This is a genomic window from Rhizobium johnstonii 3841 (genome assembly GCF_000009265.1).
In the GTDB taxonomy this organism is placed as follows: Bacteria; Pseudomonadota; Alphaproteobacteria; order Rhizobiales; family Rhizobiaceae; genus Rhizobium; species Rhizobium acaciae.
This window is the reverse complement of sequence record NC_008380.1, coordinates 4,334,339-4,351,183: the sequence shown is the minus strand read 5'-3', so window position 1 is coordinate 4,351,183 and position 16,845 is coordinate 4,334,339. Positions and strand designations below refer to the sequence as shown.

Below are 16,845 nucleotides of genomic sequence, written 5' to 3'. Positions count from 1 at the left end.
TCACCCGTATAGGAGGCCCTGTGAGGTGATATACGCACGCTTCTCCTTTCCGCCGTCCTTACGGCGTCAATACAATTTTAACGAATCGTCGGATCTTTCCAGTTTTGGGATTATTTCAGCGGGATCACGTCGACCGCCTGGACGGCGCGTTGGCCGCCATAGCTTTTCAATACGCCGATGACGGGAACGACGTCGGAATAGTCCCGGCCATAGGCGACGACGATGTGGTCCGTGCCGGCGGGGATGTCGTTGGTCGGGTCGAGCTCGATCCAGCCGTTCGTCTCACCGCACCAGATCCTGACCCAGGCATGCATGGCGTCCGCGCCTTCCAACCGTTCCTTGCCGGGCGGCGGGATGGTGCGCAGGAAACCGGAGACGTAGCCGGCCGGAATGCCGAGGCTTCTAAGCGCCAGGATCATGATGTGGGTAAAATCCTGGCAGACGCCGCGCTTCAATCTGAACGCCTCGACCGGCGTCGTGTCCACCGTCGTCGCATCGGGGTCGTAGGTGAAATCCTTGTTGATGCGGGTACAGAGCGCATGGGCGATCTGCAGCGCCGTCAGATCAGGCATGGCGCAGTTTCGCGCATAGTCGGCGATGTCGCGGGCTTGGGTCAGGCGCGGACTGTCACCAAGGAAATGGTGCGGCGAATCCGGGGCCAGCGACCAGATGCCGGCGACCTCCTCCGGCAGGTCGGCAAGCAGCGGCGAGAAATCGGCGGCGATCGGCTGGCTTTCCACCTGCACGCGGGCCTGCATGCGAATGTCGAGCGTCTCATGCGGCGCGCGCAGCAGGAAGGAGGTGGTGGGATGATGGAAGAAATCGACGAAATGCGACTGCTCGTCCGGCGTCGGCGAAATGGCGATCGAGCCGGCGACCAGGCGCTGTCGATTGGTCAGCGACAGCGGCATCAGGCGCATGACGTGGCGGGCGCCGGAGGCCGGCACGTCGTAAATGTAACCCATGTGGAGGGAGAGATCGTAGAGCATCGCCGTCACCCGAGATAAGTCTGGGCGAGCAGATCGGAAAGCTGTTCCAATTCGCGTTCGAGCCGTTGATAGACCTCGACCCCCATGCCCTCCGGCGTCATCACCGCCAGGCCGGAATGGAGCCGCATCGCCTCGCGGTAGAAGGGCGACATCTGGCCGTTGATCAGGGCGTTCGGCAGCTGCTCGACCTCGTGGTGGATCTCGTTCACCTGGAAGAGGACCGAGCGGGGGTTCAGGGGGTCGAGCGCCAAAAGGTCGGTGACGGTCAATCGGGCCGTGTTGACGTTGTAACGGCGACGGTGGGTCATGACGCTGTCGCCGATTTCGAGCAGCATGTCGAGCGCGCCGTCGGGCGCATCCGGGCCGGACATGTGGCCGAGCAGGCGCGTCATGTGCAGGCCGCGCTCGATATAGCGGCCGAGCGAGAGGAAGCGCCAGCCGGTGAAGCGATACATGTTCTCGTGCACGAGGCCGGCGAAGCCCGCAAGCTTGCGCAGAAGGATGGTCATCGCATGGCTGGCGTCGTCGCCGGCAGCGACGGTGACGTGGAAGCGGCGGGCGGTCTTGGCGAGATCGTTGAGTGCCAGCCAGCCGTCCGGCGAGAAACGGTCGCGGATGTTGCTCGCCGAATAAACGGCGCTGTCGATGTTGCGCAGCAGTGTTTCCGGCACGGCCTCGGCGGTATCGATATCGACGGCTGTGAGATACTCGGAGACATCGGCGAGCAGCGGCTGGCTCGGATCGGCAGCTTCGGCGTAACGCGCATGCCAGGCGCGCAGGATGCGCAGCGCCCCTTCGGCACGTTCGATGTAACGGCCGAGCCAGAACAAATTGTCGGCTGCCCGGCTTGGCAGGCTGCCCGGCATGTTGCGGGTAAAGCTGCCCTCGGCCGGCAGCAGTGTGTGGCGCTCGACCGGCTTGTCGCTCACGATCCAGACGTCGGCGGCCGCTCCGCCGGACTGCATGGCGATCGCCGCGACATCGGCGCCGGAGCCGATGCGGGCAAAACCGCCGGGCATGATCTGCCAGCCGTTTGCCGTGCGGGCAGCGAAAACGCGCAGTGACATCGGCCGCGGCACGAGCTTGCCGTTCACCCAGGCGGGCGTCGTCGACAGCGTCACGACTTCCTGGCCGACCAGTTTCGGGCCGTCCGAACTCAGCCAGTCGGTGATGGAATCCTTGGCGGCCGCACGCAGCGACGAGCCGAGTACGGACTCGCCGTTGTCGTCGAAGAAGGGTGCCCGGGAATAGGCCGGGCCGATCACCATCTTCTCGATGTTCTTTGCGACGTGCTCGCGCTCTTCCTTCTGACCACACCACCAGGTGGCGATCGAAGGCAGTTGCAGATCCTCCCCCAGCAGACGGTGGCAGATGGTCGGCATGAAGGCCAGAAGGGCCCGGGTTTCGAGAACGCCGGTGCCGAGCGCATTGACGATGGTGACGCTTTCGGCGCGCAGCGCTTCCACCAGGCCGGGCGTGCCGATATGCGAATTCTGGTTCAGCTCCAGCGGGTCGGCAAAGGCCGAATCGAGACGGCGCCAGAGCACGCCGATCGGCTTCAGGCCGGCGACGGTGCGCACCATGACGCGGCCCTTGACGACGGTCAGGTCCTCGCCCTCGAGCAGCATGAGGCCGAGATAGCGGGCGATATAGGCGTGCTCGTAGTAGGTCTCGTTGGCGGGGCCTGGCGTCAGCACGGCGATGCGGTCGTCGCCCGAATGTTTCATGCCTTGAAGTGCGTCGCGGAAGGCGCCGAAGAAGGAGGCGAGGCGGTGGACCGGGGTTTCGGCGTAGATATCCGAGAAGGCCCGGGTCGTCGCGACGCGGCTTTCCAGCGCGAAACCGGCGCCTGACGGTGCCTGCGTCCTGTCGGCCAGCACCCACCAGTTGCCGTCAGGTCCGCGGCCGATCTCGAAGGCGCAGAAATGCAGATAATGGCCGGAGCCCGGCCGGATGCCGGCGAGCGGGCGCTGGAATTCGGGATTTGCGGCCATCAGCGCCGGCGGCAGGACCCCTTCCTCCACCAGCCGGTTGTCGCCGTAGATATCGGCAACGATCGCCTCCAGCAGGTCGGCGCGCTGGACGAGGCCCGCCGACAGCGTCTTCCATTCGCGCTCGTCGATCAGCACCGGAATATGCGAAATCGGCCAGGCGCGTTCGCCGGTGCCCTTGCTGCCATAGGCGCGGTAGAAGACGCCGGCATCGCGCAGGTAGCGGTCGGCGCGGGCAAAACGTTCAGTGAGATCCTTTTCCGGCATTGCGCTCAGATGCGAGAGAAAACGCTGCCAGACCGGGCGGACCGCGCCTTTGTTGTCGACCATCTCGTCAGCGGTGCCAGGAAGCGGCGCATAGTCGAAGGCCACACCCTTGCCGATGCGGTCCTCTGCCTCTCCGCTGCGCTCCGCTGCCGGCCTCTTACCCATCAAAACTGAAACCCTAACCCCCCGGCCCTAACCTTCGGCCTTAAATTCCGGCGGGCCGCCGCAGATCCAGCGTCAGCGGGAATTCCGGCGAACCCGTCTCGACGCGCGGAATGTATCCGCCCGCCGTATGCCCCCACGGCTCGAAGCGGGTGAGTCGTCTTGCTTCCGCCTCGTTACCGTTGACCGGGAAAGTGTCATAGGTCCGGCCACCCGGATGGGCAACATGATAGATGCAGCCGCCGATCGAACGCTTCGACCATGTATCATAAATGTCGAAAGTCAAAGGCGTGTTGATCGGCAGGACGGGATGCAGACCGGAGGACGGTTGCCACGCCTTGTAACGGACGCCGGCGACCGACACGCCGGCGGTGCCGGTCGGCGTCAGCGGCAGGGTGCGGCCATTGCAGGTGACGGTGTAACGCGCGGTATTGCTGGTTTCGAGCCGCACCTGAAGGCGTTCGACGGAGCTGTCGACGTAGCGGGCGGTGCCGCCCGGCGCGCCTTCCTCGCCCATGACGTGCCATGGCTCCAGCGCCTGGCGCAGTTCCAGCTTCGAGCCCTCGTATTCGACTTCGCCGCAGAAGGGGAAGCGGAATTCGAGCTGGGCCTTGAACCATTCCGGGCTGACGTCGAAGCCGTTTTGGCGAAGGTCGGCAAGCACGTCGAGGAAGTCGGCCCAGACGAAATGCGGCAGCATGAAGCGGTCGTGCAGGGTCGTACCCCAGCGGACGAACTTGCCGTCGACGGGATTGACCCAGAAACGGGCGATCAGCGCGCGCACCAGCAATTGCTGGGCAAGCGACATGCGCGCGTTCGGCGGCATCTCGAAGCCACGGAACTCGATGAGGCCGAGCCGTCCGGTCGGGCCGTCGGGCGAGAACAGCTTGTCGATGCAGATCTCGGCGCGGTGGGTGTTGCCGGTGACGTCGGTCAAAAGGTTGCGGAACAGGCGGTCGACGAGCCAGGGCAGCGGCTGCTGGCCGCGGCCGGGGGCAGCGATCTGCGCCATGGCGATCTCCAGCTCATAGAGGCTGTCGTGACGAGCCTCGTCGATGCGTGGCGCCTGGCTGGTCGGGCCGATGAACATGCCGGAGAAGAGGTAGGAGAGCGAGGGATGGCGCTGCCAGTGGAGGATCACGCTCTTCAAGAGATCGGGACGGCGCAGGAAGGGGCTGTTGTTCGGATTGGCCGCGCCTACGACGACATGGTTGCCGCCGCCGGTGCCGGTATGGCGACCGTCGATCATGAACTTGTCGGCACCGAGCCGGGTGGCGCGGGCCTCCTCGTAGATCGCCGTGGTGATGTCGACGCAGTCCTTCCAGTTCGAGGCCGGATGAATGTTGACCTCGATGACGCCGGGATCCGGGGCGACCCGAATGACGTTGATGCGCTCGTCCTGCGGCGGCGGATAACCCTCGATATGGACGGGAAGCTTGAGCTCGGCGGCGGCGTTTTCGGCTGCGGCGATCAGCTCGAGATAATCCTCGATGCGCTCGACCGGCGGCATGAAGACGCAGAGCCTGCCGTCGCGCGGCTCGACCGACATGGCGGTGCGCACGGCGCCGCGGAGTTCGCCGAGCGTCTGTTCGATCCGGCCGCGATTGCTCTCGTCGGCATGGAAAGAGGCTTCCGGCATGGCCCGACCGGCCGGTACGAAGACATCAGGCAGCGGTTCGCGCGGGATCGTCGGATCGGCTGGGTGGATATAGGGGTAACGCGCCGGGGGAACATAGGGCAGCGTGCCGAGCGGCAGGCGGTAACCGATCGGACTGTCGCCCGGGACGAGGAAGATCTTGCCGCGGCGGGTGCGCCATTTCTCGCTGACCCAGACTCGGCTTTCCGCTGCCTTGGCGTTCCATGCCTGGACCGGAAGGATGTAACCGGTCGCGACGGTCAGGCCGCGGGCGAAGACGCGGGCGATGCGGTTGCGTTCCTCAGGATCCTTCAGCTTCGAATTCGCCGGATCGACATTCTCGGGAAGGTTGCCTTCCTTGATGATCCAGTCGGCCGGATCTTCATAGGCCGGCTGCACCATGTCAGACTTGATCGCCAGTTCCTTAGCGATCGCCGTCAGGAGCTTCTCGGCATCCTCGGCGGTGACGCCGGTATCCTTGCCTTCGGCGGCGACCAGATCGAGGTTCTGCCAGACCGGTTTGCCGTCGCGGCGCCAGTAGAGCGAGAAGGTCCAGCGTGGCAGGCTTTCGCCCGGATACCACTTGCCCTGGCCATAATGCAGGAAACCGCCGGGGGCGAAGCGTTCTTGCAGCTTGCGGATCAGGACGTCGGCCTTTTCGCGCTTGGTCGGGCCGACGGCGGCGGTGTTCCACTCCTCGGACTGAAAATCGTCGATCGAAACGAAGGTCGGTTCGCCGCCCATCGTCAGATGCACGTCCTCGGCTTCGAGGATACGATCGACCTTCTCGCCGAGTTCGTTGAGCTCCTCCCAGCTTTCATCGGAAAAGGGCTTGGTGATGCGCGGGTGCTCGGCGACGCGCGAGACCTTCATGTCGAAGGCGAATTCGGTTTCGGCCTCGCCGAAATAACCGCCGGAAATCGGAGCGGCGTTGCGATAATGCGGCGTGGCGGCAAGTGGGATGTGGCTTTCGCCGGTCAGCAGGCCAGAAGTCGGATCGAGGCCGACCCAGCCGGCGCCGGGCAGATAGACCTCAGCCCAGGCGTGCAGGTCGGTGAAATCGACTTCGGTACCGGAGGGACCGTCGAGCGCCTTCAGGTCCGGCGTCAACTGGATGAGGTAGCCGGAGACGAAGCGGGCGGCGAGGCCGAGATGGCGAAGGATCTGGACGAGCAGCCAGCTGGTGTCGCGGCAGGAGCCCTTGGCGGTTTCCAGCGTTTCCTCCGGCGTCTGCACGCCGGTTTCCATGCGGATGACATAGCCGATCTGTCGCTGCAGGCGGGCATTCAGGCCGACGATCATATCGACCGTCGGCTGGTCGGGCGACCAGTCGAGCGTCGGCAGCAGCGCCTTGAGGCGCGGACCGGCCGGCTCCGGTGTCATGTAGATCGACAGATCCTCCTGGATCGTTTCAGGGTATCCGAACGGCCACTTGGTCGCCTCTTCCTCGACGAAGAAGTCAAAGGGATTGTAGACCGTCATGTCGGCGACGAGATCGACCTCGATCTTGAACTCGGTCACCGGGTCCGGAAAGACATAGCGGGCCAGGTAGTTGCCGTATGGATCCTGCTGCAGGTTGACGAAATGGTTGGAGGGCGTGACCTTCAGCGAGTGGCTGAGCACCCGTGTCTTCGAATGCGAGGCAGGTTTCAGCCGGATGATCTGTGGGCCGAGGCGGACCGGCTTGTCATAGGTGTAATGCGTCAGATGATAGATGCTGGCTTTGATCGACATATTTCTCTTTTTATCCGGCTCGCATCATCGTGCGGCTTGCTGTTCCCGGAAATCAGTGTGTGCAATGCAGCGAAAGAAAGCAAGGCGGAAAGGTCGACGGCTGTTACGCCGCCTTGGCAAAGGTGACGGCCGCCTTCAGGCCTTTGCCATCCGTGCCCGGCTCCAGCGTCAGCGCGGCATTGAAAAGATTGGCGATTTCTTCGACGATCGGCAGACCGAGACCGGCACCGGGCGCACCGGACTCATTGCCGCGCGAAAAACGCCGGCGTACTGCTTCCAGCTTCTCGGGCGGGATACCGGGACCGTTGTCCTCGACTTCGAGGCGGATCGTCTCTGACGCGGCAATGATACGGACGGTGACCTCGGCCCCCTTGCCGGCATAGGCGATGGCATTGCCGGCAAGGTTGCGCAGCATTTCGCCGATCAGCAGCGGCTCGGCGCGGACCATCGCCGGGCTCTCGCCCTCGAAGCCGAGATCGATGCCGGCGACGGCGGCCGTCGGGATCTGCTCGCCGGTGATTTCCTGGGCGATGGCGGCGAGATCGATGGCGGAAGCGGTCAGCGCCTCCTTGGCGGTGGCGGCATCGATCTTGGCCATCAGGAGAAGCTGGGCGAGGATGCGTTCGGCATGCGCTACCGCCTGGTCGCCCTTCAGTGCTGCCGCCTGCGCCTCATCAAGCGAGCCGGCACGGGCGGAAAGGGCGAGCTGGGTGCGGATGATCGCCAGCGGGGTGCGTAGCTGATGGCTGGCATTGCCGGTGAAATGGCGGAGCGCATCCAGCGCCGATTGCAGGCGGACCATGAAGGAATTCACCGTGTCGACCAGCGGCTCGACCTCGCTCGGCACGGTCTGCTTGATCGGATGCAGGTCATCGGGACTGCGTTCGCCGATGGCGTCGCCGAGCTTGTAGAGCGGGCGGAGCGCCACCGTGACCGAGATCCAGACGATGACGGCCGCGCCGGCGATCATGAAGGCGAGACGGAGTGCGGAGCGGACGAGGATCGCCTGCGCCAACTGCCGGCGGGCAATGGTGGTTTCGGCGACCGTCACCACGAAGGGCACCGAGCGGATGCCCGTCGAGGCGGAGCGTTCGAGTGTGGCGATGCGGATCGGTTCGCCGCGGAAGCTATCGTCGGCGAAGGCGGCGGCATTGCCTGGCGTCTTCTTGAGGACCGGCAGGGACTGGTAGCCGGTGATGAATTGACCCGGCGGGCCGTCGACGCGGTAGAAGACGCGATCCTGCGCGGCCGAGGTCAGCATCTCAAGTGCGACATAGGGGATATCGACCTGCAGCGTGCCGTCCTCGGCGACGACGACGCGCTCGGCGATCGCCAGCGCGGAACCGGCGAGCACGCGGTCGGAGACGATATTGGAGGTCTGGACCGCCTCGCGATAGGTATCGGCGAGTGCCAGCGTGCCGATGACGGCGGTGGAGACGAGCAACCAGAAGAGCAGCCGGCGCCTGAGGGAATAGGCGGCTTTCATGAGGCCTCGGGCAGCTTGTCGAGATAATAACCGATGCCGCGGGCGGTCTTGACGGTCAGGCCGTACGGCGACAGGCGCTTACGCAGGCGGCTGACATATTGCTCGATGGCGTTTGCGGAAATGTCGTCGTCGAAGGCTGTCAGCGATTGAATGATCGCCTCCTTTGCGACGACCTTGCCGGCCCGCATGAAGAGGATTTCGAGCAGGCCGAGCTCGCGGGCGGGAATATCAAGCGGCGTGTCGCCTGATGAAAAGGTGCGGGAATTGAGATCGAAGGTGATGCCGCCGAAGCCGACTGTCGCCGATCGCAGCCCGGCCTGGCGGCGCAGCAGCACGCGCACGCGGGCCTCGAATTCGGCGATATCGAAGGGCTTGATCAGATAATCGTCAGCGCCGAGATCGAGCCCCTTCACCCGCTCTTCCGGCGTGCCGCGCGCCGTCAGGATGAGGACGGCCGCCTGGTTCTGCCGGGCGCGCATGGCGCGCAGCACGTCGAGCCCGTCCATCTCCGGCAGGTTGAGGTCGAGGATCACCAGATCGAAATTTTCCGCTGCGATGACCGCATTGGCAGACGCCCCGTCATGGACGACATCGACGGCATGGCCCGTGCCGCGCAAAATCGCCGACAGGCCGTCGGCCAGCGCGATATTGTCTTCGGTGAGTAGGATGCGCACGGATGTTCCCCCTGTTTTTCAAGGGAGATTACAGAGACGAAGCAGGGATGTCACAGCGATTTTCAAGCTTACAGCACCGCGCGTCCTTCAGACGCGCAAAGGACGCTGTAACACTTTGGATCGACGCATCGTGCTTTCCGAAAATCGATTCCGATTTTCGGGCCGATGCGCCAGTGAACGGCCGGGAAAAGTTCGACCTCAGCTCCCGGTCCTTTCGACCCGCTCGCGCTGCATCATTGCGGCGGTGAGCAGCTTCCGGAAGCGGGGATCGTCGCGGATGTTGTCGAGATCGGAATCATTGTCGAACCATTTGATATGGTAGACGGAGCTGTTCGGCAGCAGCTTCTCCAGCAGATCGATCGACTGATCGACGTCGCCGAGGACGGAGTAGACGCAGGCGAGATTATACTGCGCGACGATGTCGTCGGGATCGATGGCGATCGCACGGGCCGCCCAGTCGCGTGCCCTTGCCGCGTCGCCGAGATGGGCAAGCGCCAGCGCGCCGCGATGGGCGGGGCCTGAATTTTCCGGGTTGACGTTCAAGGCCCGTTCGGCGCGCAGCAGGCCGAGGCGCGCCCAGTTTTCCGTATCCAGCACCCGGCCGAGCGAGCGGTAGGCCGACATCAGATGGATCGGCGAGACGTAATCATCAGGGCGGATTGCGGCGGCGCGGGTGAAATATTGCACGGATTCGGCGAAGTTGCCGTGCATGAAGAAGAACCGGGCATAGTGGAAATTCGCCTCGAAGAGGTTCGGGTCGAGCGCCAGGGCACGTTCGAAGGCTGCCGCCGCCCTGTCGTCATAGCCGCTCTGATGCAAAGCGAGACCATGGGAGGCGTGGGCTTCGGGTAGGTCAGGATCGAGCGCCAGGGCACGGGCGCTCATCTGGAGGATGCGCCTCAGCGGCACGTCGTCAGGCGCCCAGTCACGGATCGCCGCGTCGCAATCGGCGATGCCGGCATAGGCGCGGGCATAATCCGGATCGAGCTCCACCGCCTTGCAGAACATGCGCCTTGCGAGCTGGAGATAAGATTTGGTCCAGGTATGGGAGAGCTGGCGGCCTCTGAGATAATAGGTATAGGCCTCGACATTGGCGGTCGGCTCAGTCGCGATCGCCTTCTTCTCTTCCGGCAGCAGGCGCACCTTCAACTGGCCGACGATCGCATGGGTGATCTCGTCCTGGATGGCGAAGATGTCGGTCATGTCGCGGTCGTAACGCTCGGCCCAGAGATGGTCGCCATTGGCGGTGTCGATCAACTGGCCGGAAATGCGCACGCGATTGCCGACGATGCGCACACTTCCCTCGAGCACGTAGCGTACGCCAAGCTCCTGGGCGAGCCGCTTCACCTTCACCGATATGCCCTTGTAGGTGAAAATGGTGTTGCGCGGCACGACGTGCAGGCTGGAGATCTTGGAGAGATCGGTGATGATGTCTTCGGTGATGCCGTCGGAGAAATAATCCTGGTCGGCATCGCCGCTCATATTGGTGAAGGGCAGCACCGCGATGAAGCAGGTATTGCGGTTCTGCGCCACCAATCTGGCGGAGGAAGGCGGCGCCAAGCTGACGGTGTAGACCTGAACGGGCTGCCTGATGTTCTTCAGCATATGTTCGCCGATGAATTCGAAGCCGAGATTGAGGCGCGAACCGACCTGGTCGCGCACCGAGGCCGACACGGCGATGCCGCCCGGCGCTGCGATGCGCTCGAGCCTGGCGGCGAGATTGACCCCGTCTCCGAATATGTCGCCGTTCTCGACCACGACGTCGCCGAGATTGATGCCGATACGGAATTCGACGCGCTCGTCCTTGGGCACGTTCTCATTACGGGCTGCCATGCTGCGCTGGATTTCGGCGGCGCAGGCGACCGCATTCACCACGCTCTGGAATTCGGCAAGGATGCCGTCGCCTGTGAGTTTGACGATCCGGCCCTTGTAGTCCGAAATACGAATGTCGACCAGCTCGCAGCGATGGCGGTTCAGCGCCTGCAACGTGCCGGATTCATCGATGCCCATCAGTCGGCTGTAGCCGACGACGTCTGCAGCAAGAATAGCGCTCAGTCGTCGTTCCATGACCCCTCCCATGGATCTTCACAGTTTAGTCTAGCTTTTTATAGAGTTTTTGTCGCGAAGAGTCGTCCCCCGAATAAGAAATTCGGGCGGTCTCGACGTTTTTACGCGGCAGCGGACCGTATAAACGTCGTCGATCTTCATCAATACTCTAAACGGGCGAAGGATGGGGTCAATCTCTAATCCTTTGTGATGAAAAGACAATTCACATCGGAGAAAGCCGAGTGTTCTGCTTTGGTCGACACTTTCTGTATCTGCATCATAAAACCGATCGCCGATCGATTTAGGGCTTGAGCCGGACCCAGGGGCGTGGCCTGGAAGACGAATCGCGAGCATATCCAACGCGGTATGCAATGTGATTCGCGGTTGCTTCGACGATTGCCGTGAGGCCAGCGAAGGGTATTGTGGCGGCGTTTCATGCCTGACGGAGATTTTGGATGACAGGTTCTGCCCGGAGTTTTCTGGAGTTTCATGATATTCCGGAGGCCGGGCTTCGGTCGATCATCGATCGCGCCGGTGAGCTTGCCAAAGCCTGGGATGAGCGCGCGATGCCGCAGAGCCTTGCGGGCAAACGCGTCGCGCTGATTGTCGATGATGGCGGCTGGCGCAATACCACCGCCTTCGATCTCGGCATCCAGGCTATGGGCGGTATCTGCGTGCATGTGCCGATCGGCTTCAATGCCAGGGAGGAAACCGGCGATATCCAGGGTTATCTCGGCAATTGGTTCGACATGCTGGTGATCCGCACCAGGGAACTCGCGGCATTGAAGGCGGTGGCGGCAGCTTCGCCGGTGCCTGTCATCAATGCGCGCACAGGCTCCAACCATCCCTGCGAGACGCTCGGCGACCTTGCCTATATCAAGAACCGGCGCGGCTCGATCGACGGATTGAAGGTCGTTGGCGTGGCGGCGGACGCAAATATCCTCCGCTCCTGGGCCGAAGCGTCGATCGCATTGCCGATCGAGGTGGTACAGGTCTATCCCGAACGCTGGCACATCAGCGACGCCGCGTTGCTAAATGGACGCTTCCGCGTGAGCACCGATATGAGCGAGCTATCGGATGCCGACGTCGTCATCACCGATTCATGGCCGGGCGATGCCGCCTCGGACGCGCTCGCCGGCTACCGGATCGGGACCGATGTTTGCGGGAGGATGCGATCTTTCTGCCGTGCCCGCCGGTTACGCGCGGCCAGGAGGTGACGGCGGAGGCGATGGCGCATCCGTTCTGCCAAAGCCGCGCCGCCAAGGCCTTTCTGCTGCATGCGCAGAATGCGCTGATGGAGTGTGTCGCTGCCTAGTCCGGCGCCCTTGCTCCTCCCGATGCGCTCAGGCATTGTTGCGGCATGAGGAGAGTTTTCATCTTGCTGCTGGCGTTCTGGCCGGGCTTTGCGCTCGCCGATCAGGCCTTCTATCCGGCGAAGTCGGGCAACGCCGATGCGCCGGTGTTGACGGTTTATTCCTCGCTCGACGAGCCGCTGGCGCAGCCGATGATCCGGGGTTTCCAGGACGCCAATCCCGATGTCGCGGTCAAATATGAAGATATGCTGACCGGCGACATTTACGACCGGATCGTCAGGGAGACGGATGCCGGCAAGAAGACAGCGGATTTCGCCTTCTCCTCGGCGATGGACCTGCAGGTGAAGCTTTCCAACGACGGATATGCGCAGGTCAGCAACCTGCCGATGAGTGCTGCATGGCCGAAATGGGCGAACTGGCGCAACACCGCCTATGCGCTCACCTTCGAGCCGGCGGTGTTCGTCTATCACAAGCCGAGCTTTGCGCATGAGCCGGTGCCGAGTTCGCGGGCTGAATTCGTCGACTATCTGAAGCGCAAGGGCAACGAGGTCTATGGGCGGATCGGCACCTACGACATCGAGCGTTCCGGCGTCGGCTTTCTTTTCATGGCGCGCGACCAGGAGCAGTTCGGCGACATCTGGTCGGTGATCGGGGCGATGGGGGCTGCCGGCGTCAAGCTTTATTCGACGAGTTCGGCGATCCTCGAACGCGTTGCCGACGGGCGCTTCGTGCTCGGCTACAATATTCTCGGCTCCTATGCGGCCGATTGGGCCTCACGCTATCCTGATGTCGGCATCGTGCTGCCGAAGGATTATACCGTGGTGATGTCGCGGATCGGGCTGGTGCCGCAGGCCTCCGCCGAGCCGGAACTCGGCCGGCGTTACCTCACCTTCTTCATGTCGAGGGAAGGGCAGACGATCATGGCGCGCGAGCTGCAGATCCCGGCCGTCAGCCCAGAGGTCGCGGGGGAGAATACCGCCAACACGCTGCAGGAACTGCTCGGCGCCCAACTGCGGCCGGTGCCGGTCAGTCCCGGGTTGATGGTCTATCTCGACCAGGTGAAGCGGGCGCGGCTGATCGCGCACTGGAATGAGGTGCTGCGGACGCAGTGAAGGCGTCAGCTTTCAGCCGGTTCACCCTTCTTGCAGAGCTTTGGATCGCTCCGCCTGTAGCTCTCGCCAGATCAGGCTCGCGGCCATACTTCGCTGCGGCTGGAAGTACTGGCCATCCGGCAGCGAAGAACCGGGATTTAGATCCGCGCCCGCCAATTACGGCAAAAAAGTGTCTTCTCCTTCTGGATATCTCGCCGATGTCAGCTAAATGACAGGTTGTTGTGGTCGCTTTGGCTACTTCTTCTCCGTGGAGGCGGAGAGCTGAAGCCTTGGGAGGTATTCCGCTCGTCATTCAGGACGCTTGCGTCCGCTGGCCGGCCATTCCTCCCGATTCCCTTGAGAATAACAGGCGGTTTGCTCAGCCGCCGACGGAGGACACATCGTGAAGCATACGTTCATCGCAACCCTTCTTGCAGCGACCATCGCGCTGCCGGCCTATGCGGCCGATTACACCATCATCGCGCCCGCCGCTCCCGGCGGCGGCTGGGACCAGACGGCCCGTTCGCTGCAGACCGCGCTGCAGCAGGAGAAGATCTCCGGCAACGTGCAGGTCCAGAACGTCCCGGGCGCCGGCGGCACCATCGGCCTTGCGCAATTCAGCAGCCAGGCTGCCGGCAACCCGAATTCGCTGATCGTCGGCGGCTATGTCATGGTCGGCGCGATCCTCACCAACAAGTCGCCGGTGACGCTCAAGGATGTCACGCCGATCGCCCGCCTGACCGGCGAGTATGAGGCTGTCGTCGTTCCTGCCGCGTCCGAGATCAAGACCATGGCCGATCTGGTCGCGGCTCTGAAGAAGGATCCGGGTGCGGTTTCCTGGGGCGGCGGCTCTGCCGGCGGCACCGACCACATCGCCGTCGGCCTGATCGCCAAGGCTTCTGGCGTCGATCCGACGAAGATCAACTATGTCGCCTTCTCCGGCGGCGGTGAAGCGCTCGCCGCTATTCTCGGCGGCCAGGTAACGGCCGGCGTCTCGAGCTATAGCGAGTTCGAATCGCAGGTGAAGTCAGGCACGCTCCGTCTTCTCGCCGTATCCAGCGAAAAGCGTATCGACGGTGTCGATGCCCCGACACTGAAGGAAGCCGGCACCGACGTCATCATCCAGAACTGGCGCATGGTTGCTGCTGCCCCCGGCCTGTCGGCAGAGCAGGTGGCAGCCGTCACCGCCGATTTCGAGAAGCTGCACAGCTCCGCCACCTGGCAGGAAACGCTGAAGACCAAGGGCTGGGCCGACACCTATCTGTCCGGCGATGCCTTCAAGGCGCAGCTCGAAAAGGATGTCTCGGCCACTGAAGGCATTCTCAAAGACATCGGACTTGTTCAATGAGCGAGGATAACACCTCCTCGGCAACCGAACGCCGCCCTGATTGGGCGGCGTTCATCATTGCCGTTTTCCTCTTCGCCATCGCCGGCGTGATGGCCTGGGATGCGTCGCATCTGAAAACGATTGCGCAGTACGACCGCATCGGTCCTGCGACAGTGCCTCAAGTGGTGGCGTTCGGCCTCTTCTGTCTCGGGATCTGGACCGCCTTCGAAGCCTGGCGCGGCGATTTTCCCGAACGTGACCGGCAGGAAGTCGCACCCGTCATCTGGATCGTCGCCGGTCTTGCCGGCCAGATGCTGCTTTTGCGCGTCGCCGGCTTCTCGATTGCGACAGGCGTGCTGTTTGCGCTGACGGCACGCGGCTTCGGCAAACGCAAGCTCTGGATCTCGCTGCCGCTTGGCATCGTCTTCAGCTTCGTCGTCTGGGCGATCTTCTCGCAGCTGCTGCAGCTGACACTGCCGGCCGGCCCGCTCGAACATCTGTTCTTCTGACCGCGCGGGACGCGCTGTCAGCTCTTTTGATTTTGCGCGGCGCCCGGTTGCGAAACGCACGGCCGGAAATGCCGCTTGGGACACCAAGATGAGCACATTCGAATTCCTATGGCAGGGTATCCTGGTTGCGATGCAGCCGATGAACCTGATTTATGCGATGGTCGGCGTCACGCTCGGCACCGCCGTCGGCGTGCTTCCCGGCATCGGCCCGGCTCTCACCGTGGCGCTGCTGCTGCCCGTCACCTACAAGCTCGATCCGGGCGGCTCGCTGATCATGTTCGCCGGCATCTATTACGGCGGCATGTATGGCGGTTCGACGACCTCGATCCTGCTCAACACGCCGGGCGAAAGCGCCTCGATCGTCACCGCACTCGAGGGCAACAAGATGGCGCGCGCCGGACGCGGCGGACCGGCGCTGGCGACAGCGGCGATCGGCTCCTTCGTCGCCGGCCTGATCGCCACGCTCGGGCTTGCCTTCATCGCGCCTTACATCGTCAAGCTGGCGCTGGTCTTCGGGCCGCGCGAGTATTTCGCGCTGATGGTGCTTGCCTTCGTCACCGTTTCATCGGCCTTCGGCGATTCGGCATTGAGGGGTCTGACCTCGCTGTTCATCGGCTTTGCGCTCGCCATGGTCGGCATCGATCAGCAGACCGGACAGGCCAGGCTTTCCTTCGGCATTCCCGACCTGCTCGACGGTATCGAGGTGACGACGCTGGCCGTGGCGATGTTTGCGATCGGCGAGACGCTTTATATCGCGGCGCAGGGCAACCGGATCGCCGAGAAGGTCGAGGCGGTCAAGGGTTCGCTCTGGATGAACGCGGAGGACTGGTCACGCTCGTGGAAGCCGTGGCTGCGCGGCACGCTGATCGGTTTCCCGATCGGCGCGATGCCGGCGGGCGGCGCCGAAATCGGCACGTTCCTCTCCTATGCGACCGAAAAGCGGCTGGCGAAAAACCCGGAAGAGTTCGGCCATGGCGCGATTGAAGGCGTAGCCGGTCCCGAGGCGGCGAACAACGCATCTGCCGCCGGCACGCTGGTGCCGCTTCTGACGCTCGGCCTGCCGACGACGGCGACGGCGGCGATCATGCTTGCCGGCTTCCAGCAATACGGGCTGCAGCCGGGGCCGCTGCTGTTTGCCACCAATCCGCAGCTCGTCTGGGGGCTGATCGCCAGCCTGCTCATCGCCAATGCGATGCTCTTGGTGCTGAACCTGCCGATGATCGGGCTCTGGGTGCGGCTGCTGACCGTTCCGAAGCCGTGGCTCTATGCCGGCATTCTGCTGTTTGCGACGCTCGGGACGATCGGCGCCAATCCGTCGGTGTTCGAGCTCGGCATGCTGCTCGCCTTCGGTCTGCTCGGCTATGTGATGCGGCTCTTCGGCTATCCGATCGCGCCTGCCGTGGTCGGCCTGATCCTCGGGCCGCTTGCCGAACAGCAGCTGCGCCGGGCGCTGGCGATCAGCCAGGGCGACGTCACGACGCTGGTGATGTCGCCAATCGCGGCAGGCCTGCTCATCGTTGCAGCGGCCGCCTTCCTCATCCCGCTGATCCTGCGGCTGCGCGGCAGGGGACAGGTGCTCTCGCAGCTGGCGGCGAACGAAGACTAGCGCATCGGCCCGAA

The 16,845-nt window shown here is 63.6% G+C and carries 10 protein-coding genes and 1 pseudogene; 5 read left to right on the top strand and 6 right to left on the bottom strand.

Annotation, left to right across the window (positions count from 1 at the left end):
- Nucleotides 1-110: 110 nt before the first annotated feature.
- From RL_RS21210 to RL_RS21185, 6 genes are all read right to left on the bottom strand, one after another.
- Nucleotides 111-989 (bottom strand): transglutaminase family protein, encoded by an 879-nt coding sequence (locus RL_RS21210; RefSeq protein ID WP_011653520.1) that lies wholly within the window; start codon nucleotides 987-989, stop codon nucleotides 111-113.
- A 5-nt stretch (nucleotides 990-994) separates the two neighbouring features.
- A complete protein-coding gene (locus RL_RS21205; RefSeq protein WP_011653519.1) occupies nucleotides 995-3,412 on the bottom strand; it encodes a circularly permuted type 2 ATP-grasp protein in 2,418 nt (805 codons plus the stop codon).
- Between the two features lie 40 nt (nucleotides 3,413-3,452).
- Complete coding sequence (locus RL_RS21200) at nucleotides 3,453-6,779, bottom strand: DUF2126 domain-containing protein (protein ID WP_011653518.1); 3,327 nt, start codon at nucleotides 6,777-6,779, stop codon at nucleotides 3,453-3,455.
- 103 nt (nucleotides 6,780-6,882) lie between these two features.
- On the bottom strand, nucleotides 6,883-8,265 hold the full coding sequence (locus tag RL_RS21195; RefSeq protein WP_011653517.1) for a sensor histidine kinase: 1,383 nt from the start codon (nucleotides 8,263-8,265) through the stop codon (nucleotides 6,883-6,885).
- Nucleotides 8,262-8,939, bottom strand: coding sequence for a response regulator (locus tag RL_RS21190; RefSeq protein ID WP_011653516.1), 678 nt, complete (start codon nucleotides 8,937-8,939; stop codon nucleotides 8,262-8,264). Before RL_RS21190 ends, RL_RS21195 begins: the two co-directional genes overlap by 4 nt.
- Before the next feature lie 198 nt (nucleotides 8,940-9,137).
- The gene (locus tag RL_RS21185; protein ID WP_011653515.1) at nucleotides 9,138-11,006 is read right to left on the bottom strand and encodes a TPR end-of-group domain-containing protein; all 1,869 of its coding nucleotides are present in this window, start codon (nucleotides 11,004-11,006) and stop codon (nucleotides 9,138-9,140) included.
- Nucleotides 11,007-11,440: 434 nt separating this feature from the next.
- On the opposite strand from RL_RS21185, the pseudogene RL_RS21180 reads away from it, so the two are divergent.
- The 5 genes and pseudogenes from RL_RS21180 (at nucleotide 11,441) to RL_RS21160 (ending at nucleotide 16,831) form a co-directional block, all read left to right on the top strand.
- Nucleotides 11,441-12,300, top strand: a pseudogene (locus RL_RS21180) (ornithine carbamoyltransferase).
- 63 nt (nucleotides 12,301-12,363) lie between these two features.
- Nucleotides 12,364-13,410: an ABC transporter substrate-binding protein gene (locus RL_RS21175; RefSeq protein ID WP_011653513.1), complete on the top strand. Its 1,047-nt coding sequence runs from the start codon at nucleotides 12,364-12,366 to the stop codon at nucleotides 13,408-13,410.
- 382 nt (nucleotides 13,411-13,792) lie between these two features.
- Nucleotides 13,793-14,737, top strand: coding sequence for a Bug family tripartite tricarboxylate transporter substrate binding protein (locus tag RL_RS21170; protein ID WP_011653512.1), 945 nt, complete (start codon nucleotides 13,793-13,795; stop codon nucleotides 14,735-14,737).
- Complete coding sequence (locus tag RL_RS21165) at nucleotides 14,734-15,225, top strand: tripartite tricarboxylate transporter TctB family protein (protein WP_011653511.1); 492 nt, start codon at nucleotides 14,734-14,736, stop codon at nucleotides 15,223-15,225. Before RL_RS21170 ends, RL_RS21165 begins: the two co-directional genes overlap by 4 nt.
- Before the next feature lie 88 nt (nucleotides 15,226-15,313).
- Nucleotides 15,314-16,831: a tripartite tricarboxylate transporter permease gene (locus RL_RS21160; RefSeq protein ID WP_011653510.1), complete on the top strand. Its 1,518-nt coding sequence runs from the start codon at nucleotides 15,314-15,316 to the stop codon at nucleotides 16,829-16,831.
- The last annotated feature ends 14 nt before the right edge of the window (nucleotides 16,832-16,845 follow it).